The organism is Propioniciclava sp. (genome assembly GCF_047602245.1).
Taxonomy (GTDB): Bacteria; Actinomycetota; Actinomycetes; order Propionibacteriales; family Propionibacteriaceae; genus Propioniciclava.
On sequence record NZ_JASGHT010000001.1, the window covers coordinates 1,286,739 to 1,311,844 of the forward strand.

The 25,106-nt window shown below is 69.2% G+C and carries 19 protein-coding genes, 3 pseudogenes and 1 riboswitch; of the genes and pseudogenes, 8 read left to right on the forward strand and 14 right to left on the reverse strand.

Annotation, left to right across the window (positions count from 1 at the left end):
* Window positions 1–77: 77 nt before the first annotated feature.
* A riboswitch (cobalamin riboswitch) is annotated at window positions 78–261 on the forward strand.
* A gap of 65 nt (window positions 262–326) precedes the next feature.
* Window positions 327–1,640: pseudogene (locus QM708_RS06310) on the forward strand (TrkA C-terminal domain-containing protein); the annotation flags it as partial.
* A gap of 73 nt (window positions 1,641–1,713) precedes the next feature.
* Window positions 1,714–1,926, forward strand: a complete 213-nt coding sequence (locus QM708_RS06315) for a hypothetical protein (protein ID WP_415111313.1) — start codon at window positions 1,714–1,716, stop codon at window positions 1,924–1,926.
* A 118-nt stretch (window positions 1,927–2,044) separates the two neighbouring features.
* Here the strand turns inward: QM708_RS06315 and QM708_RS06320 are convergent, their stop codons facing one another.
* The 10 genes and pseudogenes from QM708_RS06320 to iolC all read right to left on the reverse strand — a co-directional run bounded on the left by QM708_RS06320 (window position 2,045) and on the right by iolC (window position 13,535).
* Window positions 2,045–2,371, reverse strand: a complete 327-nt coding sequence (locus tag QM708_RS06320) for a cupin domain-containing protein (RefSeq protein WP_415105584.1) — start codon at window positions 2,369–2,371, stop codon at window positions 2,045–2,047.
* Window positions 2,368–3,195, reverse strand: coding sequence for a class I SAM-dependent methyltransferase (locus tag QM708_RS06325; RefSeq protein WP_415105587.1), 828 nt, complete (start codon window positions 3,193–3,195; stop codon window positions 2,368–2,370). Before QM708_RS06325 ends, QM708_RS06320 begins: the two co-directional genes overlap by 4 nt.
* A gap of 281 nt (window positions 3,196–3,476) precedes the next feature.
* Complete coding sequence (locus QM708_RS06330) at window positions 3,477–5,468, reverse strand: biotin/lipoyl-binding protein (protein WP_415105590.1); 1,992 nt, start codon at window positions 5,466–5,468, stop codon at window positions 3,477–3,479.
* A 13-nt stretch (window positions 5,469–5,481) separates the two neighbouring features.
* On the reverse strand, window positions 5,482–6,705 hold the full coding sequence (locus tag QM708_RS06335; RefSeq protein WP_415105592.1) for an ABC transporter permease: 1,224 nt from the start codon (window positions 6,703–6,705) through the stop codon (window positions 5,482–5,484).
* A complete protein-coding gene (locus QM708_RS06340; RefSeq protein ID WP_415105595.1) occupies window positions 6,702–7,421 on the reverse strand; it encodes an ABC transporter ATP-binding protein in 720 nt (239 codons plus the stop codon). Before QM708_RS06340 ends, QM708_RS06335 begins: the two co-directional genes overlap by 4 nt.
* Window positions 7,306–8,622 carry an efflux RND transporter periplasmic adaptor subunit gene (locus QM708_RS06345; RefSeq protein WP_415105598.1) on the reverse strand — a complete coding sequence of 439 codons (1,317 nt, stop codon included), beginning with the start codon at window positions 8,620–8,622 and terminating at the stop codon, window positions 7,306–7,308. The genes QM708_RS06340 and QM708_RS06345 overlap by 116 nt, the downstream gene beginning before the upstream one ends.
* A gap of 232 nt (window positions 8,623–8,854) precedes the next feature.
* A complete protein-coding gene (iolD, locus tag QM708_RS06350; RefSeq protein ID WP_415105601.1) occupies window positions 8,855–10,762 on the reverse strand; it encodes a 3D-(3,5/4)-trihydroxycyclohexane-1,2-dione acylhydrolase (decyclizing) in 1,908 nt (635 codons plus the stop codon).
* Window positions 10,763–10,803: 41 nt separating this feature from the next.
* Window positions 10,804–11,678: pseudogene (iolB, locus tag QM708_RS06355) on the reverse strand (5-deoxy-glucuronate isomerase).
* Entirely contained in the window at window positions 11,675–12,538 is an 864-nt protein-coding gene (locus QM708_RS06360; protein WP_415105604.1) for a deoxyribose-phosphate aldolase, read from the reverse strand. The pseudogene iolB and the gene QM708_RS06360 overlap by 4 nt, the downstream one beginning before the upstream one ends.
* Before the next feature lie 10 nt (window positions 12,539–12,548).
* The gene (iolC, locus tag QM708_RS06365) at window positions 12,549–13,535 is read right to left on the reverse strand and encodes a 5-dehydro-2-deoxygluconokinase (RefSeq protein ID WP_415105607.1); all 987 of its coding nucleotides are present in this window, start codon (window positions 13,533–13,535) and stop codon (window positions 12,549–12,551) included.
* A 157-nt stretch (window positions 13,536–13,692) separates the two neighbouring features.
* Here iolC and QM708_RS06370 point away from each other — a divergent pair, with 157 nt between their 5' ends.
* Window positions 13,693–14,469, forward strand: a complete 777-nt coding sequence (locus tag QM708_RS06370) for a GntR family transcriptional regulator (protein ID WP_415105610.1) — start codon at window positions 13,693–13,695, stop codon at window positions 14,467–14,469.
* Window positions 14,470–14,595: 126 nt separating this feature from the next.
* The gene (locus QM708_RS06375; RefSeq protein ID WP_415105613.1) at window positions 14,596–15,675 is read left to right on the forward strand and encodes a transaldolase family protein; all 1,080 of its coding nucleotides are present in this window, start codon (window positions 14,596–14,598) and stop codon (window positions 15,673–15,675) included.
* Between the two features lie 225 nt (window positions 15,676–15,900).
* Here QM708_RS06375 and QM708_RS06380 read toward each other — a convergent pair whose 3' ends face one another.
* The 4 genes from QM708_RS06380 to QM708_RS06395 form a co-directional block, all read right to left on the reverse strand.
* Window positions 15,901–17,010, reverse strand: a complete 1,110-nt coding sequence (locus tag QM708_RS06380) for a zinc-binding dehydrogenase (protein ID WP_415105616.1) — start codon at window positions 17,008–17,010, stop codon at window positions 15,901–15,903.
* Window positions 17,011–17,225: 215 nt separating this feature from the next.
* Window positions 17,226–18,233: a Gfo/Idh/MocA family protein gene (locus QM708_RS06385; protein ID WP_415105619.1), complete on the reverse strand. Its 1,008-nt coding sequence runs from the start codon at window positions 18,231–18,233 to the stop codon at window positions 17,226–17,228.
* Between the two features lie 33 nt (window positions 18,234–18,266).
* Window positions 18,267–19,199 carry a sugar phosphate isomerase/epimerase family protein gene (locus tag QM708_RS06390; protein ID WP_415105622.1) on the reverse strand — a complete coding sequence of 311 codons (933 nt, stop codon included), beginning with the start codon at window positions 19,197–19,199 and terminating at the stop codon, window positions 18,267–18,269.
* A gap of 204 nt (window positions 19,200–19,403) precedes the next feature.
* Window positions 19,404–20,897: a CoA-acylating methylmalonate-semialdehyde dehydrogenase gene (locus QM708_RS06395; RefSeq protein ID WP_415105625.1), complete on the reverse strand. Its 1,494-nt coding sequence runs from the start codon at window positions 20,895–20,897 to the stop codon at window positions 19,404–19,406.
* A gap of 436 nt (window positions 20,898–21,333) precedes the next feature.
* Between QM708_RS06395 and QM708_RS06400 the strand changes: the two genes are divergently transcribed.
* The 4 genes and pseudogenes from QM708_RS06400 (at window position 21,334) to QM708_RS06415 (ending at window position 25,101) form a co-directional block, all read left to right on the forward strand.
* Window positions 21,334–22,785: a sugar porter family MFS transporter gene (locus tag QM708_RS06400; RefSeq protein WP_415105627.1), complete on the forward strand. Its 1,452-nt coding sequence runs from the start codon at window positions 21,334–21,336 to the stop codon at window positions 22,783–22,785.
* 129 nt (window positions 22,786–22,914) lie between these two features.
* A pseudogene (locus tag QM708_RS06405) lies at window positions 22,915–23,436 on the forward strand (Gfo/Idh/MocA family oxidoreductase); the annotation flags it as partial.
* A 115-nt stretch (window positions 23,437–23,551) separates the two neighbouring features.
* Complete coding sequence (locus QM708_RS06410; RefSeq protein ID WP_415111316.1) at window positions 23,552–23,902, forward strand: Gfo/Idh/MocA family oxidoreductase; 351 nt, start codon at window positions 23,552–23,554, stop codon at window positions 23,900–23,902.
* Window positions 23,903–23,913: 11 nt separating this feature from the next.
* Window positions 23,914–25,101, forward strand: a complete 1,188-nt coding sequence (locus QM708_RS06415; RefSeq protein ID WP_415111319.1) for a Gfo/Idh/MocA family protein — start codon at window positions 23,914–23,916, stop codon at window positions 25,099–25,101.
* The last annotated feature ends 5 nt before the right edge of the window (window positions 25,102–25,106 follow it).

Genomic DNA, 25,106 nt, shown 5'->3' on the forward strand with positions numbered 1-25,106 from the left:
TCAGGCGGGCGGGTGTCCTTGAGGTCCTCAACCAGACCCCCCATGACTCCACAATCGGCACCCCCGCGACGCTCGGCTGTTACGATCGTTCAGACGGTTCGAGCACGCCATGCGGCGAAGGGAACCCGGTGTGAATCCGGGGCTGACGCGCAGCGGTGAGAGGGACGAATCCGGCACTGGCCACTGGGCGTCCGCGTCTGGGAAGGCGCCGGAGGAGGATGATCTCAAGCCCGAAAACCTATCGGGCCGTCCGCTAGAGCAGGGGCCTCGCGATTGGGCCTTGGCTGTCGGTTCGTTCCCCCGCAACCTCACGAGGACTTCTTCCGATGTTCGTGCTCCTGGAGCAGCACCCGTTGCTGCTGCTCGCCCTCCTCCTCCTTCTTGGCTCGCTGCTCGGCCAGATCAAGATCGTCGGCGTCCAACTCGGCGCTGCGGCCGTGCTGTTCGTCGCGATCGGGGTCACCGCGTGGGGCACCACGCAAGAGGTGACGCTCACCATCCCCGAGATCCTGGGCAACTTCGGCCTGATGGTGTTCACCTACACGGTGGGCATCACCTCGGGCCCGAGCTTCTTCGGGTCGCTGAAGCGCGGCTGGCCGGTCATGTTGGTCACCATCGCCGCGCTCGGGATCGCTGCCGTGTCGGCGTTCCTGGTCGGACGCGGCCTCAACCTGCCGACGCCGGTGATCGCCGGCACTTTCGCGGGTGCGCTCACCAACACGCCCGCGCTGGCCGCCGCCGGCCAGGCCGCCGGGGACGCCGAACTACCGGCGGTCGGCTATTCGATCAGCTACCTGTGGGGCGTGATCGGGATGATGCTGGCGTCCGGTTGGGTGCTAGCCAAGGGCGCCCGCGAGAGCAAGCCCGCCCGCGCTCAGCGCCTGGAACAGCGGACGATCCGCCTGGATCGCATCGAGCCGGTCACCGTCGCCGAACTGCTGGAGCGCCACCATCATGAGTCGCTGACCATCACCCGCGTCCGGCACGGTTCGGCGACCGCACCCACCGTGGTGGCCAGCCCTGAGGAGGTGCTCGCCACCCACGACCTGATCAGCGTCGTCGCTCCCCCGGCCACGATGGCTGCCCTCATCAAGGAGTTGGGGCACGTCTCGTCCCACGACATCATCGGCGACCGCACCCACCTCGACTCCAACCGGGTCACCTTGTCGGTGGCGTCCATGGCCGGCAAGCATTTGGACGAGCTCGAACTCGACAAGCGCTTCGGGGCGCACGTGTCCCGCGTCCGCCGCGGCGACCTCGACATGGTGCCCGATCACGACTTCGTCGTGCAGATGGGCGACCGGCTGCGCATCGTCGCACCGCGCGACCAGATGGCGCCGATCCGCCGCTACCTGGGCGACTCCGAGCGCGGTTTCGCCGACATCAACCCCAGCGGCTTCGCGCTCGGCCTGCTGATCGGCATCGCGATCGGCATGATCCCCATTCCGCTGCCGACGGGCACCTTCGTGCTGGGCACCGCCGCGGGCACCCTCATCGCCGGTCTGGTGTTCGGACGCCTCGGCCACCTCGGTCCGCTCCCGATCACCATGTCGTCGCCGGCCGCGCACGCGCTGTCGAACTTCGGCATGCTGGTCTTCCTGGCGTTCGCCGGCTCGAAGGCGGGACTGCTGTTCGCCGAAGCCGTCACCTCAGAACCTGGGCTGGCGGATCGCGGTCCTCGGCTTCGTGGTGACCGTCGTCGCCGCCGTGGCCGTGATCGCCCTCGCGCGGGCCTTCCACCGCACCGACTGGGTGCAACTCTCGGGCCAGTTGGGCGGAACCCAGACCCAGCCCGCGGTGCTCGCCTACGCGAACACCCGCTCGGGCTTCGACAACCGCGTCGCCCTCGGCTACGCGCTGGTCTACCCCGCGGCGATGATCGGCAAGATCCTGTTCGCCCAGTTGCTGGTCATCCTGGGCTCGTAAACCGCACCAGCCTGAGCTGGTCGCGCTCGCGCCTACGAGTTGCACCGTCGCGCACGAAATTCCGTGCGCAACGGTGCAACTCGTGCGCGTGAAGGTGGATGACGTATGCGCAGCAGTGTCAGCGCGGGTCGAGCATGGTCAGCATCAAGATGGCGGGTTCGGAGGCGCGGACGGCGTGCGGGACGCGGGCGTCCAGGTGCATCAGGCCACCGGGCACCAGGTCGTCGGTGCGGCCGTCCGCGGTGATCGCCAACGCACCCGACAGCACCTGCAGCAGGACGGGCATCGCGGCAGTGTGCTCGGTGAGTTCCTGCCCCGCGTCGAAGGCGAACATGACCACCCGGACGCCGGCGGCGCGGAACACGGTCCGCGACACGGTGGACTCCGGCTGCACCTGCACCAGGTCGGTGAGGTCGGCCAGGGTGGTGAACGGGGCGTCGGTCATTCTTCGTTCTCCTTCTCGGTGTCGTCACCCAGCGGACGCCGAGCGACCATGGCGACCGCGGTGAGCGTGTCGCGGTGGGTACGGAAGACCCGGCGCATGCCCAGCACGCGGGCCCGGGCGCGGCGGTTGCGCAGCACGTTGACGATCATTCTCAGTGCACCACGCACGCCTTCGTCGGCGACCACCCGCTTGGGGTCGAGCAGCGCCATCGGGGCGGTGCCGGCGAAGACGACCTCGAGGCCGTGCGCCTCCAGCGCTGCCCGCCATTCGACGAGCGTGAGCGGGCGCGCATTGACCTTGATCGCGCGGGCCAGATCGACCCGGACCGTGTTCTTGATGTCGTCGCTCACGTCGTCCGGCTTCAGGCCAAGTTCGTGAATGGCGTAGTGGCCGCCCGGTCGCAGCACCCGGCAGGCTTCGCCGATGATCGCCGACTTGCCGCGGTCGGTCTGCATGGTGAGCATCGCTTCGCCGACGATGACGTCGGCCGAATCATCGGGCAGGCCGGTGTGCGCGGCGTCCCCGTTGACGACCCGGCCGAACGGTTCGACCACACTGCGGACGATCGTGGCCGCCTCGGGATTCTCATCGACGCCGGTGTAGCTCGCCGGTCCGAGATCGAGGATCGCCCGCGCGGTCAGCCCGAGGCCGGGCGCGAGTTCGACCACGTCGCGCCCCTCGACGGGGACCGCACCCAACATGCGTTCGGTGAGTTCCCGGCCGCCGGGGCGCAGGACCTTCTTCCCCATCCGGGCCAGCACCCAATGCCCGGCTACGTTCTCGATCGGGCGCGAGCCCATCGGCAGTTCGGTGTCGTGAGTCATGAGTCACCTTTTTTCTACTACGTTGTGTAGAAATTAGCATGCCCTCACCTCTGAGGCCACCGCAGGCCAGGTTCAACCCCGCAGGCCGGCCTCAGAAGCCCAAGCATCCCAGCAGGATCACATGAACCACCGACGGGAGCGTGTCGGCGTACTCGGTGCCGGTGCCGACGGCCATGAACGCCGGCCCCTCGTGGGTTCTGCAACAGTTCCGTCAGCTGTTCTGCAACGGATCTATCTGTACTTTTGCAACGGTTTTACCTGCGACTCTGCAACTCCGCAGGTCACTGCGGGCCGCCGAAGTCGAGGCCCGGGAGCGGGATCTCGGCGTCGGCGACGACGAGGCGGTCGCCCTCGGCGATTCCCTCGATCACCTCGGCGTGGGAGTCGCCGATGCTGCCGAGCTTCACCGGCACCTCGGTCACCTCGTGGCCTGACAGCACCTTCACCACGCCGTCGCTGCCGGTGCGGCGGACGGCCGACAACGGCACCACGACGACGTCGGTCGCGTTACTCACCTCGATCTGCACCGAGGCGCGGACGCCGGATGCGAAGGAGTCCGCACCGCTACCGCTGCTCAGCAGGGTGACCGCGTAGCCGTCATCGGTCGGCACGAGCGCCTTGCTCATCACGGACGCGTTCGCCTCGGCACCGCCCGACGCGCGCAGGGTGGCCTGCTGGCCGTTGCGGACATAGGGGAAGGAGGCCGCCGGGATCGCGATGGTGACCTGCACCGCACCGGGCGCGGTGATCACCGCCTGATCGGTCTCGGACGCCTGGGCGCCTGCGGTGAACGGCAGCGCCGACACCACGCCCGCTATCGGTGCGCGCAGGGTGGCGGCCTCGAGGTCGTCCTGGGCCGCCGCCAGCGCGCGCTGCGCCTTGGCGTGGGCCACCTCGGCCGAGGTGATGCTCGATCGATCAAGGCCGGACGCCGCAGGCACCGGTCCGCCCGCCGCACCAGCACCAGCACCACCACCGGCACCGGCACCGGCACCGAGCGACGGTGACACGCCGCCCCCGGGAGTCCCCGTACCAGGGTTCCCGGCGGGTGTGCCCGGCGTCCCGAGAGACGCGACCGCCTCGACCACTGCGGCGAACCACGCCTGCACCGCGCCGATCACGCCGCCGACCGCCGCGCGGGCCTCATTCAGGATGCCGCCGCCACGCTCCTGCGCGGCCGACAACCGGGCCTGAGCCTCGGCGACGGACGCCTGCGCTTCGGCGGCCTTGACCAGGGCAGCACGGCACGCTTCGGGATCGGCGTCCGTCGTCGCCTTCGCCGCCGACCCCGAGGTGCGGCTCGCGCCCGCTCCCCGCTCGGCAACCGACGGAGACGGCGAGGCAGCGGGAACCGGAGACACTGTCGGCGACGGCGAACCGCCAGGAGCGGGAGTCGCCGTGGGAGACGGCAACGCGGTGGGAGACGGCGCCACGCTAGAAGACGGAGACACCGTAGGCGACGGCGACACGGTGGACGACGGCGTCACCGACGGGGACGGCGCTGGCGTGCCTGCGGGGCAGACCTGCGCGACCACGGTGAGTGCGGCGTCCGCCGCGGCACGACGCTCGGCGACCAGCACGGCCTCGGCGTCCGCGGCCGCGAGCGCACCTTCCAGGGTGCTCACGTCGACCGACGGATCGGGCGGCGCGGGGATCGAGGGCGCCACGGGCTGCCCGCCCCCCTGTTGGGGCGGGGTGCCACTGCCGCCACCGCTCCCCGGATCGCCACTCCCCGGATCGCCAGTACCCAGATCGCCAGTACCGGGGTCGCCGGTTCCCGATCCACCCTTGGCCGCCTCGCGGGCTTGCTCCAGGGCGAGGGTGGCGGCGTCCGCGTCGGCTTGGGCTTGCAGCAGTGCGCGCCGCAGCTGCTCGGGATCGAGGACGGCCAGCACGTCGCCGGGTTCCACGGTGTCCCCGACGGCGGCCCGCACCTCGGCCACCCGCCCGGCGGCCGGGAAACGCACCGCCATCTCGTTGACCTTCGCGACCGTGCCGCTGGAGTTGAGCAGCTGGGTGACCGCGCCCCGGGACGCCTCGACGGTGGTGTAGCGCTCGGCACGCGTGCCTCGCTGCATGGCCTGGGCCACACCCCAGGTCGTCCCGCCGGCGACGAGGACGCCGGCGGTCACTGCGGCGACGACCCGCCGGCGGCGCCGGACGCGCGCCACGCGCGGCGAGCCCCCGTCGGGAACGGCGTCCAGCACCCGTGCGGGCGGCAACGGGACTGGCGGCAACGGGGCGGGGGTGGTCGGTGTGGGCTGATCGGTCACGGTGACTCCTGATTCACTCGCGCCGCAGCGCGTCGATCGGGGCAAGACGGGCGGCCCTCGCGGCCGGGTAGACGCCAGCGACCAGGCCGATGGTGGCCGAGACGCCGAGCGCGAGCAGGACGGTGGGCAGCGACAGCGGCACCGGGAACTTCGCCAGGCTTGAGATCAGCCAGGCCACCCCCGCGCTGAACAGCAGCCCGAAGATGCCTCCCAGCAGCGCCAGGACGGCCGCCTCGATGAGGAACTGCATCAGGATGGTCCGGCGCCGGGCGCCGAGCGCCTTGCGCAGGCCGATCTCGCGAAAGCGCTCCGAGACCGAGACCAGCATGATGTTCATCACGCCGATGCCACCCACCACCAGCGAGATCGCGGCGATGCCGCCCAGCAGCAGGGTGAGGATGGTGGTGATCTCGGCCATCGCGTCCACCAGCGACTGCTGAGAGATGATCGTGAAGTCGGCGCTGCGGGCATCGGCGATCCCGCGCCGGGCGAGCAGCAAGGATTCGGCCTCCTGGTGGGCCTGGCTGAGCCGGTCGGCCGAGGCGGCCTGCAGATAGATGGCCGACAGGCCCTCCGCGCCGTAAGACAACCGCTCGTGGTAGGTGGTCATCGGGACCACCACCCCCTCACTCATTCCCATCATGCCGCCGTCGCTGTCGAGCACGCCGGTGACGGTGAAGGTGGTGCCGAGCACCGCCACCGGACGCCCGACGGCGTCCGAGGCATCACCGAAGAGCTCGGTCGCGGCGTCCGTGCTGAGCACGAGCACCGGCGCGGCGTCGGCATATTCGGCTTCGTCGAAGAACCGGCCCCCGGCGAGCGCGCGACTGCGGACGCTCAGCCAGTCGGCCGTGCTGGCTTCGACCGACAGCGACGACACCTTGTCACCGACGCGCAACTCGGTACCGGCCTGGATCACCGGCGCCACGCCGGCGATGTCGGGCGCGATCGCACGGTCGGCCAGCGCGTCGGCGTCCGCCATCGTCAACGGCGCCGGCTCGACCCGCATCGCGCCGCCATCGGACGAGGGGCGCCCACCGGGCTGCACCATCAGCAGGTTGGAGCCCAGGCTGCCGATCTGGTCGCTGACGCTCGTGGTGGCGCCTTGGGCCAGCCCGACCGACAAGGTCACCGCGGCGATGCCGATGGTGATGCCCAAGGTGGTCAGCAGCGAGCGGACGCGGTGCGCGAACAGGGCGTCCAGCGAGATGCGCAGCGTCTCCCACAGGCTCATCATCGGCGGGCCGTCTCGTCGATGCGGGCGATCCGGCCGTCGAAGACGTGCACGATCCGGTCGGCTCGGGCGGCCACGTCGGGCTCGTGGGTGATCAGCACGATGGTGCGCCCGGCGGCGTGCAGCTCGTCGAGGAGTTCGAGGACGTCGGCGGTGGAGACCGAGTCGAGGTTGCCGGTCGGCTCGTCAGCCAGGATCAGGGCGGGGTCGGTGACCAGCGCCCGCGCGATCGCCACGCGCTGCTGCTGGCCGCCGGACAGCTGTCCCGGCTTGTGATGGGCGCGATCGGCCAGGCCGACGCGGGCCAGGGCGTCCAGGGCTCGCTGTTTGCGCTCGGTGCCGCGGACGCCGGCGTACCACAGCGGCAGCTCGACGTTGCGCCAGGCCGCCTGACTGGGGAGCAGATTGAACTGCTGGAACACGAAGCCGATCCGCTCGTTGCGGATGTCGGCGAGTTCGTTGTCGCTCAGCCGGGCCACGTCGCGCCCATCGAGGACGTACTGCCCGCGGCTGAGCACGTCGAGGCAGCCGATGATGTTCATCAGGGTCGACTTGCCCGACCCGGACGGCCCGATGATGGCCACGTATTCACCGGCACGCACGTCAAGGTCGACGCCGCGCAGGGCGTGCACATGCACGTCGCCCTGGGCGTAGGTCTTCCAGACCTCGCGCAACTGCAGCACCGGGATGGGGCCAAGTTCCTGTTCCGCGACGCTCATCGGGGCGGCTCCGCCTCGCCGGGGCCGGCTCGGCCCGAACCGGCCCGCCGCCGCCGGTTCCGGGCATTCCGGAGCCGGGGTCGAAGCCCTCGTAGGCGACGATCGTGTCGCCCTCCTCCAGGCCGGAGACCACCTCGATCTGTTCGCCGGCGGTGATACCGACCTTGATCGCAACCTCTTCGATGGCGTCCCCGCGCTTGACCATCACCTGGGCGTCCGTGTCGCGGTGCTCGATCAGGGCGGACAAGGGCACCGCCAGCACCCCGCGCTTGCCCTCGCTGTCGATCTCGACGGTGGCCGCGGAGCCGGTGAAGACGCCCTCGGGCTCGCCGTCGATGGCGATGGTGACGGCGAAGGTCGCCGCGCTCGCCCTCTCGGTCGTCTCGGCTGCCTGGGCGACCACGCCCACCGCCGTCACGGTTCCGCGCAGCGGCGTCGCCGAGGACGAGGTGGTGATGGTCGCGCTCTGCCCCTTGGCGATGCGGGCGCGCTCGGCGGATCCGACCGACGTCTCCACCTGGAAGGTGCGGGAGATGACGACCACGGCCGCCCCACCACCGGACGCCGCCGGGTCACGCCCGGTGCCCGATCCGCCCAGGCCGCCGCCCGAGCCGCCGGCCATCTCGCCGGGCTTCACGTTCACCGCGGCCACGACGCCGTCGATCGTCGAGACGAGCGTGGCCTTGTCGAGCGCGGCCTGGGCGTCCTTGAGCGCCTGCGCCTTGAGATTGTAGGCCGAACGCATCGCGGTGGCCTGGGCCGAGGAGCCGGCCTTGCGGGCGTCCTGGTAGTCCTTCCAAGCGGCGTCGTTCTCTGCCTTCGCATCGGTGAGGGCGCGGCGCAGCTCCGTGTCGTCGATGGACGCCAACTCGGTGCCCTTGTTGACCGGGTCGCCGGCGGCGACATTGACGTCGGTGATCTCACCTTCACTGCTGAAGTCGAGGTCGAGCCGCTGGGTGGGCTGGATGGTTCCGGACAGGGAGACCGATTGGGTCAGGTCGGTGCGCACGACCGCGACCTCCTGCGTCCCGGGGAGACTGGCGCCGTTGTTCATCGTCATGAACAACACCAGCGGCATCACCACCGCCGCCACCCCGATCAGAGCGAAGACTCCTCCGACGACGATCAGCAGGATCTGCCACCATCTCAGGCGCCGTCGCGACGGCGGCGCGGGAGAGGGAACAGGGGCGGGGTCGGTCACAAAGCTCACATCCTCGGGCAGATACTCCCTACTACCCTTGCGCAGATTGCGTCCGAGCGCGTCCACCTTCGGTCGAAGGTGCCTACACCCTGAGGATGACCTTTAGGCGCTGCAGACTCCGGAGACCTCGTGGCGTGAATGGGTGGGGCGCGGTCCGGCGACCAACCATGAGGGTGTGCCGCGACCACCGACCGGCACGGCACACCCTCGATTCCCCTTCCCAGGGACGACCTCAGCGCAGGTAGTGGCGCTGAGGTGCGCGGTTACGCAGGTGCTCGGCGTAGGCCGCCTGCGTGGTCTCGATGCGGGACACCTCCGACACCGGCACGTCCCACCACGAGGACGACGGCGGATTGGGGCCGTACAGGTCGGTCTCGATGTGGATCATCGTCGGCCGCTCAGACGCCTCGGCCTGGCGGTAGGCGTCCTTGAACTCGGCGATGGTGTGCACCTCGATCACGTCGATGCCCCACGAGCGGGCGTTCGCGGCGATGTCGACGTCCAGCTTGGCGCCGTCGGCGGTGTGCGAGGCACCCTGGCCGCCCTGGCGGTAGCGGGTGCCGAAGCGCTGCGAGCCGCGCGACTCCGACAGGGCGCCGATGGAGGCGTAGCCGTAGTTCTGCAGCAGCACGAAGATGACCTTGATGCCCTCCTGGGCGATGGTGGCCAGTTCCATCGGCAGCATCTGGTAGGTGCCGTCGCCGACGATCGAGACGACCTCCGAATCCGGCAGCGCCAGCTTCACGCCCATGGCCGCGGGAATCTCGTACCCCATGCAGGAGAACCCGTATTCGACGTGGTATTGCACCGGGGTGCGCGCCTGCCACAGGGCCTGCAGGTCGCCGGGCATGGAGCCGGCGGCGTTGATCACCACGTCGTTGTCGCCCATCAGCTCGTTCAGCGCACCGAAGACCTCGATCTGGGCCGGCAGCGGCTGGTGGCCCAGATGGGTGAGCTGGTGCACCTTCGCCTCCCAGGCGGCCTTCTCGGCGGCGACCTCGGCGGCGTAAGCCTCGCTGACCTGGTGACCGGAGAGGGCTTCGGTGAGCGCGACCAGGGCCTCGCGGGCGTCCGCGACCAGCATCTCGCCGGCGTTCTTGACCGCGTCGAACGCCTTGACGTTGATGTTGACGAACGTCACCTCAGGGTTCTTGAACTGGGTGTGGGACGCGGTGGTGAAGTCCGAATAGCGGGTGCCGATGCCGATCACCAGGTCGGCCTGGTCGGCCAGATGGTTGGCCGAGTCGCCGCCGGTGGAGCCGACGCCGCCCACCGACTGCGGGTGGTCGAAGTTGATCGCGCCCTTGCCCGCCTGGGTGTCGGAGACCGGGATGCCGGTGGCCGCCGCGAACGCGCGCAACTCCTGCGAGGCCTCGGAGTAGATGGTGCCGCCGCCGGAGACGATCAGCGGACGCTCGGCGGCCTTGATCAGCGCCACCGCGCGGTCCAGCGCGGCCCGCTCCAGGGGCGGACGCCGCACGTGCCAGACCCGCTTGGCGAACATCTCGACGGGGAAGTCGAACGCCTCGGCCTGCACGTCCTGGGGCATCGCGATCACGACCGCACCGGTGTCGGCCGGGTCGACCAGCGTCCGCATCGCCTGCATGAGCGAGGGCAGGAGCTGCTCGGGACGGTTGATCCGGTCGAAGAAGGCCGACACCGGGCGGAATGCGTCGTTCGCGGTCGTATCGAGCGTCTGGGCGTTCTCGATCTGCTGCAGAACGGGATCGGGGTAGCGGGTGGCGAACTGGTCGGAGGGGAACAGCAGCACCGGCACCCGGTTGGTGGTCGCCAGCGCGGCGCCGGTCACCATGTTGAGCGAACCGGGCCCGATGGACGCGGTGCACATCAGGGTCTGCAACCGGTTGGTCGCCTTCGCGAACGCCGCGGCGGCGTGCACCTGGCCCTGCTCGTTGCGGGGCATGATGTAGGGCAGCTCGCCGCCGTCAGGTTCGGGGTCGAGTTCGTTCTGCAGCATCGCCTGACCGAGCCCCGCGACGTTGCCGTGGCCGAAGATGCCGAAGGCGCCGGCGATCAGCCGCTGCTCGACGCCGTCACGCTCCGAATACTGGTTGACGAGGAACCGGATGGTCGCCTGCGCGACGGTGAGGCGCACGGTGGGGACGGGAGAGGTGGTCATATGAGTTGTTCTTCCTGTGGTTCCGAAGGTGATCAGGACGGTCAGTGCGTGGGCGTCATGGGCAGGCGCGAGTCGACCTCTTGCCCCTCCCACGATGGGCGGATCCAGGTGTGGTGCGGGTCGTCGGTCATCAGCCACACCGAGTCCTCGGCCGGGCCGGCCATCACGTTGAGGTAGTACAGGTCGTAGCCGGGGGCCGCGACGGACGGGCCGTGGTAGCCGTAGGGCATCACCACGACGTCGCCGTGCCGCACCTCGGTGCACACGTCGATGTCGTGGCCGGGCGAGGGATAGATCCGCTGGATCGCGAACCCGTCCGCCCCGTCGGCGCCGGGGCGGATCTCGTAGTAGTAGATCTCCTCCAGGACGCGCTCCACCTCGGTGTGCTCGTCGTGCTTGTGCGGCGGGTAGGACGACCAGTTGCCGCCGGGGGTGAGCACCTCGCAGGCGAGCAGGTGCGAGGTCTCCACCTCGTTGCCGAGGGCGTAGTTGTTCACCTGGCGCGAGGACGGGCCGGCCCACGCAGCCCGACGTTGACCTCCGAGCGCGGGCAGTAGCGCAGCGGCAGGTCCTGGGTGGCCTTCGCGCCGGGCAGGGCGACGCGCGCGCCGGCGTCCGAGGTCACCACGATGTCGGTATTGCGCGGCACGTAGAGGTAGTCGGTGATGTCGGTGAACACCGAGGCCCGTCCGGTCAGTTCGAACACCTCACCGCCGGCCTCGACGGTGCAGCCGCCGGTCAGCGGCAGCACGAGGAACTCCGCCTCGCCGCCGGGGACCGTGACCGGGACGCCCGCCTCCACGGCGAGGACGCGCAAGGACGACCACTCCCACCCGGCCTGGTCCGGGCTGAGGTCCAGCTCGTAGGCCTGATGGGCGGTCCGGCCGGCCCGGATGATGTATTTCTCGTTGTTCACAGCAACTCCACAGCACTATCGACGGCCGCCGCGACATCGTCATCGGGCGGGAAAAGCAGGGAACGGCCGATGACCAGACCGCGGACGTTCGGCAGGGCGAGCGCCTCCGCCCAGCCGGCCAGGGCCGAGTCGGGTGAGGACGACACCTCGCCGCCGAGAATGAGGCTCGGCAGCGTCGTCGCTTCCATCACGCGCTCCATCTCGGGGACGCACGGCAGCTTCAGCCAGGTGTAGGCCGAGGTCCGGCCCATACCGGAGGCGATCGCGATCGAGCGGATCACCGCGTCCGGCGTCAGGTCGTTGACGATCCGGGTGCCCTTCCATTGCGAGATGAACGGCTCGACCATGGCGTTGAGCCCCTCGGCGGCCAGGTCGTCGACGGCGTTCGCGCAGGCGACCATGGTGGGCGCGGTGAGCTTGTCGGTGAAGTTGTAGCGCAGCAGCATCTTGCCGCCGTTGAGTCCGGACGCCTTGATGCCGGCCGTGTCGTAGCAGTTGAACCGGTCGTCCATCTCGAAGGCAGCGCCCTGCAGGCCGACCCGGTTCATCGAGCCCCAGACCACCTTGCCGTCGAGGGCGCCCAGCAGCGCCAGATCCTCGATCATGTCGGCCGCACCCAGGAACCCGTTCACACCCGGGCGCGACAGCGCGGCGACGCAACGCTGCAGCACGTCTTCCCGGGACGCCATCGCGAGCGGGTCCGGGCCTGCACCCAGCGCCCCTCGGGCCGGGTGGTCGCAGGCGATCACCATCAGGCGGCCGGCGGTGGCCAGATCGGCGCGGGGACGCTCGGCCATCACCTGGGCGATGCGGCCCGGATCGGTGGCGCGAATCTCGGACAGTCGTTCGATGTAGCTCATCTCGTCCTCCTCAGCGCTTCTCGACCACGGGGGCCGATTCCGGGTGCGCGCCGATCATCCGCTCCACCTCGGCCTGGGTGGGCATCGCGGTCGAGCATTCGAGCCGGGACGCCACGATCGCGCCGGCGGTCGAGGCGAACTGGACCGCACGGGCCAGATCCCAGCCCTGCAGCAGGGCGTGGCAGAAGGATCCGCCGAAGGAGTCGCCGGCACCGAGGCCGTTGCAGACCTCGACCGGGGTGACCGGGACGACGATCCGCTCCTGGCGGGTCTTGGCGAGCGTGCCGAGCGGGCCCTGCTTGACCACGGCGATGTCGACGCCGCGCTCCAGTAGCGCATCGGCGGCGCGGTCGGGTTCGGTCTCCCCCACCGCGATCCGGCATTCCTCCTTGTTCCCGATCGCGACGTTCACCTTGGCGAGCATGCGTTCGACTTCGGCGTGCGCGGTGGCCTCGTCCTCCCAGAACATCGGCCGGTAGTCGAGGTCGGCGATGGTGAGCCCGGTGCGCCCGCGGGCGTCCAGGGCGGCGTGATGGGCCGAGCGCGACGGTTCGACGCTCAGGCCGGTGACCGACAGCCAGAAGATGCGGGCGTCGCGCACGGCGTCCATCGGCAGTTGGTCGGCCGACAGTTCGAGGTCGGGCGCGGACGGCTGCCGGTAGAAGTAGAGCGGGAAGTCGTCGGGCGGGAAGATCTCGCAGAAGGTGACCGGGGTGCGAAAGTGCTCGTTGGTGACAATGTAGTCATCGGACACCCCGAGGCGGCGCAGTTCGCGCCGGACGAACCGGCCGAAGGGGTCGTCCCCCACGCCGCTGATCAAGGCGGCGCTGTTGCCCATCCGCGCGGCCGCGACGGCGACGTTGGCCGGCGAGCCGCCGAGGAACTTGCCGAAGCTCGTCACGTCCTCAAGGCCGACGCCGATCTGTTCGGGGTAGATGTCCACGCCACTGCGGCCGATCGAGAGTAGATCGAGCCGCGGCGCAGCAGTGCTGGACATAGGGTCTTCCTTCCACAACGACGGGGATCGGGTGACGGGTTCCAGTCTGGGCAGTGATCGCCCGCAAGTCAAGCAATTGTTCTAACAAAGAGACTTTTCCTGCCTGCCCTAGAATAGGAGCCGTTCTCAACCCAAGACTGCGCCGAGGAGCACAGGCATGCCCGACCCCGCCGGCTCGCTGGACGAACCGTTCGTCCTGCCCGTCCGCCTCGAACGCTCCTCGCCGACCCCGCTCTACCACCAGATCGCGCAGCCACTGGAGAGCATGATCCTGGCCGGCCAACTGGAGCCGGGCCGGCTGATCGAGGACGAAGTCTCGATGGCGCAGCGCCTGAACGTCTCCCGCCCGACCGCCCGCCGCGCCCTGCAGGATCTGGTCAACCGCGGCCTACTCACCCGCCGCCGCGGCGTGGGCACCCGGGTCACCCCCTCGCACGTACGCCGCCCGCTCGCACTCACCTCGCTCAACGAGGATCTCGTGAAAGCCGGGTTCGACCCGCGCACCGAGGTGCTCAGTTACCAGGTCAAGTTCGCCGACGAGGAGGAGGCGCTCCACCTGGGCTGCGAGGCCGGCGCCGAGATCGTCCGGATCGAACGCCGGCGCTGGATCGACGACCGCGTCCTGGCCATCCTGCGCAACCTGCTACCGGCCGACAGCGCACCGTCGCTGACTCAGCTGTCGGGCAGCGGCCCGCGCCACGGCCTGTACGCCTGCCTCGAGCAGCGCAACATCCACCCCGCCTCGGCGCAGCAGTCGGTGGGTGCCCGCGCAGCGGACGCGGCGGACGCCGACCGGCTCGACGTGAAGCCGGGATCGGCGATGCTGACCATGCGGCGCACGGCCTACGACTCCGACGGCCGGATCATCGAGTACGGCTCGCACATCTACAACGCCGACCTGTACTCCTTCCAGTTCACCCTCGTGGCGGAGTGACCCACCCTGCCCCTTTGTGCGAACATTTGCTTGACATTGTCTTTTGTGTGCTCTTGACTGGGTAATGTCCTATCGAAGGCACGGCCAAGGACGGCCGTGCTGCCCAGACCGAATCAGGAGCACCCAGTGAGCAGCCTCACTCAGACCCCAGGCCCTCTCCTCACCGCCACGCAGAAGTTCCCCACCGTGCTGTGGAACGACTCGTCCGACCTCGACGAGCTGCGCCAGTCCATCTCGTTCGGCGGCGTGGGCGCCACCTGCAACCCGGTCATCGCCTACACCACCATCTCCAAGCACCCCGACATCTGGGCGCCGCGCATCAAGGCGATCGCCGAAGGCAACCCCACCTGGACCGAATCCCAGATCGGCTGGCAGGCCGTCAAGGACATGTCGGTCGAGGCCGCCAAGCTGCTGGAGCCGGCCTTCGCCGAGCACCAGGGCCGCAACGGACGCCTCTCGATGCAGACCGACCCGCGCTACTACCGCGACGCCCAGGCGCTGTCCGACCAGGCGGTCGAGTTCTCCGAGCTTGCCCCGAACATCGTGGTGAAGGTTCCCGCCACCGCGACCGGCATCGAGGCGATCGAGGACGCCACCTACCGCGGCGTCTCCATGAACGTCACCGTGTCGTTCTCGGTGCCGCAGGCCGTCCGCTCGGCCGAGGCGATCGAGCGCGGCCTCAAGCGCCGCGAGGCCGAGGGCCTGGACGTCAGCACGATGGGCCCGGTCGTCACGATCATGGTCGGGCGCCTCGACGACTGGATGAAGTCGGTCGTGGCCCGCGACGGCATCTACCTCGACCCGTCCGCGCTGGAATGGGCCGGCGTGGCCGCGTTCAAGAAGGCCTACGGCATCTTCCGCGAGCGCGGCTTCCGCTCCCGGCTGCTGTCGGCGGCGTTCCGCAACGTGCTGCAGTGGTCGGAGTTCCAGGGCGGCGACGTCGTGGTCTCCCCGCCGTTCGCGTGGCAGAAGATCATCAATGCCTCCGACTACGAGCCGACCGCCCGGATGGACGAGCCGGTGGACCCGCACTACATCGAGCAGCTGCGCCGCATCCCCGACTTCAACCGCGCCTACGACGAGGACGGGATGACGCCGGAGGAGTTCATCAGCTTCGGCCCGACCGCCAAGACGCTGCGCCAGTTCCTCGGCGCCGACGAGCAGCTGGACCAGCTGGTCCGCGACCTGCTCACCCCGGCCCCGTGAGCCGCTGACCGCGCCGCGCTCCACACTCCGACGCGCCGCCCGCCCCGGATCCCACGCATCCGGACGCGGGCGGCGCTTCGGCGTCCGGGCCCCGGCGCACACGCCAGACCGGTGCTCGCGCTGGCGCACCGGCGCTCGGTGCTCGTGGGCGCACCAAAAGGGGCGCCCCCTCCCAGCAGAGATCAGAGGGGGCACCCCGGCCTGGTCAGCGGCCGCTCGCGCGGCTCACAGCGACATGTCGACCACGCCGCGTCCGCGCACCTCGCCGCGGCGCAGCAGTGCGTAGCCCTCGGCGACCTCATCGAGGCTGAAGCGCCGGGTGACGATCTCCTGGTAGCGGATCGTGCCGTCGGCGGCCATCCGGATCACCTCGGGCAGGTCCTGCCGGGTGCGGGCGCCGTAGCTGCCGAGGATCGACTGGGAACGGCGGACGGTGCGGTTGATCTCGACCTCGGCCGTCTGGACGCCCGCGCCCAGGCCGATCGGCACCATCCGGCCGCCGTCGCGCAGCGCGTTGAGCGCGCTGTTCCAGGTCTGCGGACGCCCGAGCGCCTCGAAGGCGACATCGACGCCGCGGCCGCCGGTGAGGCCGAAGACGGTCTCGCGGACGTCCTGGGTCATCGAGTTGACCACGTCGGTGGCGCCCAGTTCGCGGGCGGCGTCCAGTTTGTCGTCGGCCACGTCGATCGCGATCACCTGGCGGGCGCCGAAGGCCCGGGCGATCTGGATGATGTTCGAGCCCACGCCGCCGGTGGCGACCACCGCGACCGTCTCGCCGTAGCGCAGGTCGGCGACGCGGCGGACCGCGCCGTAGGCGGTCATCGCCGCGCAGCCGAGGACGGCACCGGCGACCGGGTCGATCGAGTCCGGCACCGGCGCGACCGAGGTGGCCGGGATCACGCAGTATTCGGCGAGCCCGCCCATCGAGTACATCGCGATCGGCGCACCGTCGAGGTCCGCCAGCCGGGTCTCGCCGTCGTAGAGGGTGCCGTTGAGCCGGTTCATGTCGAAGAAGGGCCCGCACAGGTCGTCGCGGCCCTGCGCGCAAGCCGGGCACTGGCCGCACGGCATCAGGAAGGCGCCGGCCACCCGCTGCCCCACCGCGAGCCCGGTGTGTTCGACGCCCGGGCCGACCTCGACGATCTCGCCGGCCACCTCATGACCGAGGACGCACGGCAGCGGGAAGGCGATGGCTCCGCCGATGACGTGCAGGTCGGAGTGACACAGGCCGCAGGCGCTGACCTTGACCAGCACCTCGCCGGCGCGCGGGCGGGGGGTACGGATCTGCTCGATCTCCAGTCCGCGCTCGCTATCGCGCAGGACCGCAGCCTTCATCGTGGATGGTATTTGTGCTGTCATTTATGGGGCCTCCATGCCTTCCGACGCAGCTTGCTGCACGCAAGTGCATGGCCCCATCGTACCGAGAAAGTGAGCCAGTGACATCTATTTGTCCTGACAAATATTCCGAAGCTTGGGCCTGAGGACGCCTCAGGGGCGCGCCGCGTGCTGCGGCGCGCCCCTGAGCGATCGGGCGGGTGCTTGACTGAGGATCAGGCGTAGAACGCCGGCTTGGCGATCATCGAGACCTCGACCTCACGTCCGCCGTTCTCCAGCGACTCGAGGCCCGCGTCCACGACACAGGTGGCGGCATAGCCGTCCCAGGCCGACGACCCCGTGTGCTCGTCACGCTCGACGGCGCGAATCCACTGCTGGAACTCCTGGTTGAAGGCGGCGTGGAAGCGGTCGATGTGGCTGCCGCAGATGGCGTTGCGGTTGCCGTGGCCGTCCCGGATCACCGTCTTCTCCTGGTCGCCGAGGCGGATGGTGCCCGCCTCCATCACCAGTTCGCACTCGATCGAGTAGCCGAACTGGATGTTGACGTTGACCTCGTCGTCGATGAGGACGCCGGACTCGGTGGTCGCGACCAGCACCAGCGGATCCTGCAGATGCGGGAAGCGCTTGGAGGTGGCGCGCGGGGCGTCCACCCGCACCTTCACGATCTCCTCGCCCAGCAGGTAACGGCAGATGTCGATCTCGTGGATCGCGGTGTCGTCGATCATATTGCGCGTGGTGTAGTTCTCGGGCACCGAGGGGTTGCGGTGGCGGCAGTGCACCAGCGTCGCGTAGCCGAACTCGCCACTCTCCAGCGCCTTGCGCATCTCCTGGTAGCCGGCGTCGAAGCGGCGCATGAAGCCGACCGTGACCAGCTTCTTGCCGACCCGCTGCTCGGCCTCGAGGATCGCCAGTCCGTCCTCGGCGGTGGTGGTCATCGGCTTCTCGCACAGCACGTACTTGCCGGCCTCGATGCAGGCCAGCAGGTCTGGCGCGTGCACCTTGCCGAAGGTGGCGATCACCACGGCGTCCACGTCGGGATCGGCGATCAGTTCTGCACCGGACCCGTAGGCCTTCGCGCCCAGCGGCTCGGCGACGGCCTTGGCGCCGTCCAGATTGATGTCGGCGATCGCGACGACGCGAGCACCGGCGAGTTCGTTCTCGATGCGCTCGACGTGCGCACGGCCCATGCCGCCGGCGCCGATGAGTCCGATACGGAGTGTCATGGAGGGGTTCCTTTCCTTCAGGAGTGAGAGGCGTCAGGCCAGACCGAGACCGCACTCGGCCAGGTAGTTGCGCATGTTGATGGCGTTCTGCTTGGGGAAGGTCGGCTCGCAGGGGTAGCAGTCCTGCTCGCAGATGCAGTAGATGTCCTTGTCGAGGGCCGCGAGCGCGTCGATGAAGGCGTGCATCTCGGGCAGGCCTGCCGGCGGGCAGACCGAGGCGCCCTTGGCGACGGCCTCGCCGAACGGCCAGTCCTTCTCGTGCGCCTCACGGGTGATGTCCTCGTCGAAGGCCTTGATGTGCACATAGGTGATGCGCTCGGGGTACTGCCGGACCAGTTCGACCGGGTCGCCGCCGCCGTAGACGACGTGGCCGGAGTCCAGGCACAGGTTGACGTACTTGGGGTCGGTCGCGTCGAAGATGCGGGCGATCTCTTCGGGCGTCTCGATGTGGGAGTCGCCGTGCGGGTGCAGCACCATCTTCAGCCCGTACTCGTCGAGCAGCATGGTGCCGAGACGGTTGGCGTTCTCGACGTAGAGATTCCACGCCTCGGGCGACAGGACGCGGTCGTCGGTCCACTCCCAGGTCTTGTCGTCGCGGTACAGCGGCGGCAGATGGACGATGTACTCGGCGCCGACCGCGGCATGAGTCTCGGCGATGGCGCGGAACGTCTTCTCTGTCTCCGCCCAGGCCTCGGCCTTGTGCAGGATGCCCCAGCCGGTACCCGCGACGACCTTCAGCCCGAACTCCTTCGTCCAGCGCTCCAGTTCCTTGGGATCCTTCGGGAAGTAGCCGAACGGCCCGGTCTCGATGATCTCGAAGCCGGCCTCGGCCATCTCCTGCATGGCCCGGCGGGGATCCATCTGCTTCTCATCCTCGGGGAACCAGACGCCCCACTGATCAGGGCAGACACCGATCGAGAGCTTCGAGTACTTCGGGTCGTTGATATTGCGTGCCTTCGAGGGCATGAGCCTTGCCTCCTCGTCGTTGAAGACTCCGTGATGGAGATTGCTTCCATGCTAGCGCCGGCCCCAGCTTTGTGCAGTCAAATGAGATCGGCTCTCTGACAAATTTCTCGGCACCCATCCGGCCACCCAGCACGGACGCCGCCGGGCACGACAAAGGGGCCGCCGCACGGCATGCATGCGACGGCCCCCTGGCGTGAGTGAGGGTCAGTCCTCGCGCTGGAACGACATCGTGGCCGCGTAGGTGCGCTCGGACGGCCACCGCGACGTGATCGCCTTGCCGCGGGTGTAGAACCGGACGCCCTCGGGGCCGTGGATGTGGTGGTCGCCCAGCAGCGACTCCTTCCAGCCGCCGAACGAGTAGTAGGCCACCGGGGTCGGGATCGGCACGTTGACGCCGACCATGCCCGCCTCGACGTCGAGGGTGAAGCGCCGCGCCATGCCGCCGTCGTTGGTGAAGATTGCCGCGCCGTTGCCGAACTCGGAGGCGTTCACGATCTCGATCGCCTGGGCGTAGCTGTCGGCGTGCACGATGGTGAGCACCGGCCCGAAGACCTCCTCGTAGTACACCGGCGCTTCGAGCGGGACGCCGTCGAGCACCGTCGGCCCGAGGAAGTGACCGTTCTCATGCCCCTCGATCACCAGCGAGCGGCCGTCGAGGACGACGCTCGCACCGCGGGACTCGGCATCGTCGATCAGCCCGACGATGCGCTTCTTGGCGGCGGCGCTGATCACCGGCCCCATCTGGACGCCGTCCTCCATGCCCGGGCCGACCTTGATCTGCTCGGCATGCGCCTTGACCTTCTCGGCCAGAATCGGGCCGACGCCGCCGACGGCGACCACGACGGGCAGCGCCATGCAGCGCTCGCCGGCCGCGCCGAAGGCCGCCGCCGAGATGTGTCCGGCCGCGAAGTCGAGGTCGGCGTCCGGAAGCACGATCGCGTGGTTGTTGGCACCGCCGAGCGCCTGAACCCGCTTACCGTGGGTCACTCCGACGTTCTGCACGATGTGCGCGACCGGGGTCGAGCCGACGAAGGAGATGGCGTCGATGCCCGGGTGCTCCAGGATCTTCTCCACGGTGGTGCGATCGCCGGAGACCACGTTGAAGACGCCGTCGGGCAAGCCCGCCTGCTTGTACAGCTCGGCGGTCAGTAGGCTCGCGGTCGGCGTCGGCGAGGCCGGCTTCAGGATGAAGGCGTTACCGGTCGCAATGGCAACCGGGTGCATCCACATCGGCACCATGGCCGGGAAGTTGAACGGGCAGATGCCGGCCACCACGCCGACCGGCTGGCGGAGGGTGTGGATGTCGACACCGCGGGAGATGTCGAAGGAGTGCTCGCCCTTCAGTGCCGCGTTGATACCGCAGGCGAAGTCCAGGGTCTCGCGACCGCGCTGCAGCTCACCGATGGCGTCAGAGTAGTTCTTGCCGTGCTCGGCCACGATGGAGCGGGCCAGTTCGTCGGAGTGATCCAGGACCAGCTGCCGCATCTTGAACATGATGTCGACGCGCTTGGCCAGCGGGACCTTGGCCCACTCCTGCTGCGCGCGGCGGGCCACCTCGACGGCATGGTCGAGGTCGGCCGCGGACGCCTGCAGCAGTTCGGCCTCGATCTCGCCGGTGGCGGGGTTCTCCACGCCGATGCGTCCCGTCGGTGAGCCCGTGTAGAAAGCTCCGTCCACCCAGTGTTCGATCGTCTTCATCGTCTGGTTACTCCTTGTCGCCGTGTCGTCGTTGATGGGTCCGGCCCCGCCCGGCTGAGGCGAATGCTCCCGGGCATGTTCGCCAGGGTAACCCGCGCGAGCCCTTCTTGTCATGACAAGACTTCGTCGCAACTGTCGGCAACGCCTCGTTCACACGCCCCACATCGCGGGAGATTGCCTTGGAGCACCCCCTCCACACACGGACAGGCCGCACACTAGGGCGGATCGCCCCGGAGGGCGCAACCCCTTACGTCAAACATGGACATGATTTGAGCGAACTTTTGATGGGTTTCTGTTGACATGCTACTGACATATGAATAGCTTGAGAGGGCGCCGCCACCCGACACTGCGTCGACAACCGCGACCGCGGGGTTCCACCGAAGGGCCCGCGCGAGCTAGGCGCCCCGGTACAACGCCGACCCACAAATCGAAGGAGATGAGTGTGTCACACCAGTCAGTTCAACCCATCGGGGGCAAGCTGCCACCCCTCGGTGACGGTCCTTATAACAAGCGGCTCGGCCTCGTAGCGGTCGTCGCCACCTTCGGCGGCCTCCTCTTCGGCTACGACACCGGCGTCCTGAACGGCGCCATCGGCTTCATGCGCGTCGATCAAGGCCTCACCGGAGGCGCGCCGGAGCTGACCGCCTTCCAGGTCGGCCTGATCACCTCGATCCTGCTCGCGGGCTGCGCCATCGGCGCCATGGTGGGCGGACGCCTCTCCGACGCGCTCGGACGCCGTAAGCTCATCTTGATCCTCGCGGTCATCTTCTTCTTCGCGGCGATGGGCGTCGTGTTCTCACCGACCTTCCCGATCCTGCTCACCTGCCGCTTCCTGCTCGGCCTCGCGGTTGGTGGCGCGTCCGTGACGGTGCCCGTCTACCTGGGCGAGGTCGCCCCGTTCGAGCACCGCGGCTCCATCGTCAGCCGCAACGAGCTGATGATCGTCACCGGCCAGTTCGCGGCCTTCCTGATCAACGCCATCATCGGCAACGTCCTCGAAGCCAACCCGTTCACCTGGCGCTACATGATGACCATCGCCGTGCTGCCGGCGGTCGCACTGTTCTTCGGGATGCTCCGCATGCCCGAGAGCCCGCGCTGGCTGGTGCTGAAGGGCCGCGACGACGAGGCGCTCAACGTGCTCCGCCAGGTCCGCAGCGAAGAGCGAGCCCAAGCCGAGATGACTGAGGTCCGCGCGCTCGCGGCCGAGGCCGCGGCCGAGCAAGAAGGCAGCCTCCGCGAGGTGATGGCGACCCGCTGGATGCGCCGGCTGCTGTTCATCGGAATCGGCCTGGGCGTGTTCCAGCAACTCACCGGTATCAACTCGATGATGTACTACGGCGAGCTCGTGCTGCAGGACGCCGGCTTCTCCCACCAGGTCGCGCTGATCGTGAACGTCTTCAACGGCGTCGCTTCGGTGTCGGCGATGCTGATCGCGCTGAAGTGGGTCATCGACCGGTTCAGCCGTCGTGGCATCCTGCTGTTCGGCTTCGTCGGTACGACCACGGCCCACCTCCTCGCCGGCCTGGCGGGCACGCTGATTCCCGAGTCGAGCGAGGCCCGGCGCTGGGTTCTGCTGATCATCATCGTGACGTTCGTATTCATCATGCAGGCCACGATCGGCCCGCTGGTGTGGCTGATGGTCTCCGAGATCTACCCGCTGAAGTCCCGTGGCGCGATGATCGGCGTCACCGTGTTCCTGCTGTGGGTCACGAACATGCTGGTCGGCCAGTTCTTCCCGATGCTGACCGAGGCGATCAGCTTCGGCACCTTCTTCGTCTTCTTCGGAGTCGGGCTGCTGGCCATCGCGTTCATCTACTTCAAGGTTCCCGAGACGAGCGGCCACACCCTCGAAGAGCTCGAGGACGTCTTCAAGCAGAAGCTCAGCTGATTCACCCTCAAGCAGGCGGGCCGTTCCCACACCCGGGAGCGGCCCGCGCTGCTTTCACCCCCAAGCCGCGCCCGGCGCCGCCGGCGTCCGGATGGGACTCCCCCACCTCCCTGCCCAAAGGAAAGAACCATGCAGCGTTTCGCCCTGCTCGGCGCCGGATTCATCGGTTCGGTGCACGCCCGGAACCTGGCCGAGAACCCCGACGTCGCCTTCGTGTCGGTCCATGACACCTCGCCCGAGCGGACCGCGGTCATCGCGGACCGGTACGGCGTTCGCGCCGCGGCGTGTGTCGAGGAGGCCCTCGACGGTGTCGATGCGGTCTTCATCGCCTCCTCCACCGACGCGCACGCCGGTCACCTCACCGCGGCCGTGGACGCCGGCGTGGCCGTCCTGTGTGAGAAGCCGATCGACCTGGACATCGAGCGCGCCCGCGAGGTCGTCGCCCACGCCCGCGGCGCCCGGGTGATGATGAACTTCAATCGCAGATTCGACCCCGACCACGCCGAGTTGAAGCGCCTCGTCGACGACGGGGCCGTGGGCGGCGTCGAACTGATCCAGCTGACCAGTCGCGGACCGGCCGTGCCGCCGCTCGACTACATCAAGGTCTCCGGCGGCCAGTTCCGTGACCAGGCGGTGCACTTCTTCGACCTGGCCCGGTGGATCGCCGGCGCCGACCCCGTAGCGATGTTCGCGGCCGGCTCTCGCGCTGGCCGATCCGCGCCTGGCCGAGTACGGCGATGTCGACACCAGCGTCTGCACTCTCACCCTGCCCGGCGGCGCGCTCGTCCAGGTCGACTGCGCCCGCCGCACCGGCTATGGCTACGACGAACGGATCGAGGTGCTCGGCTCGTCCGGGCTGGTCGAGTCCATGCGTCACCGCGTCCGTGCCGTCACCCGCTACGGCGCGGGCCACGCCGTGACCGGCGGCATGCCCGAGGGCTGGTTCGACCGGGCCCGCCCCACCTACGCGCTCGCCCTGGCCCATTTCGTCCGGCTGCTGCAGACAGGGGCCCCGATCGAGCCCAGCCTCGACGACGGCTGGAAGGCCCAAGCCATCGCCGAGGCCGCGGTCCGCAGCCTGGCCTCGGGCGCCAGCGAAACCATCAACTACTCATGAAAGGAACAGTTATGCCTCGCGACATCGGAGTCGGAGTCGTCAGTCTGGGATGGATGGGACGCCTGCACTCACGCGGATACCGGGGAATCCGCGAACACTTCCCCGAACTGGACGCCCGTGTTCGCCTGGTCAGCGCCTGCGACACGGTGCCCGCCACGCGCGAGGCGGCCGTCGGTGAGATGGGCTTCGCGCGCGCGGTCGAGGACTATCGCGCGCTGATCGAAGACCCGGAGGTGGACGTGGTGTCCATCTGCTCGCCCAACTTCCTGCATCGCGAGGTCGCTCTGGCGGCCGCCGCCGCGGGCAAGCCGTTCTGGATCGAGAAGCCGATGGGCGTCAATGCGGCCCAGTCCCGCGACATCGCCCTGGCCGCCGAGCAGGCGGGCCTGATCACCTCGGTCGGCTTCAACTACCGGCACACCCCCGCGATCGAGAAGGCGCGCGAGGTGATCCGCGCCGGACGCCTCGGCCGGCTCTACCACGTCCGCTGCTGGCTGATCGCCGACTACGCGGCCTCCCCCGACGGCCCGCTGACCTGGCGGGACAGCCGCACCACCGGCGGCAGCGGCGTCATCGGCGACCTGATGAGCCACGGCGTCGACCTGGTGCAATACCTGGTCGGCCGAGTGGAGTCGGTGATGGCGAACACCGGCCAGTTCATCACCGAACGGCCGATCCCGGCGAAGGTGGGTGTCGGCCATTCCGGCTACGAACTCTCCGACGAGAAGGGACCGGTCGAGAACGAGGACTACCTCGGCATGCTCGCCCGTCTCGACGGCGGCATCCCCGCCAGTTTCGAGGCGAGCCGGGTCGCGGTGGGCCCGCGGGCCGAGTACGTCGTCGAGGTGTACGGCAGCGAGGGTTCGCTGCGGTGGAACTTCGAGTTCATGAACGACCTCGAGCTGTGCCTGGGCCGCGGCAACGAGTTCCCCGGGTACACCCGGGTGATGGCGGGGGCCAACTTCCCGCACTTCAGCAGGTTCCAGCCCAGCCCCGGCACCTCGATGGGCTACGACGACATGAAGACGATCGAGGCCGCCCAGTTCATCGAGTCTGTGCTGACCGGACGCCAGATCGCCCCCTCGGTCGCCGACTGCTGGTCGGCCGCCGAGGTCAACGAGGCGGCCCTGCGCTCGGCCGCGCTGGGGATCTGGCAGCCAGTGCCCGAGGTCTCGGGCCTTCTCACCTACGACGCTTGATAAGG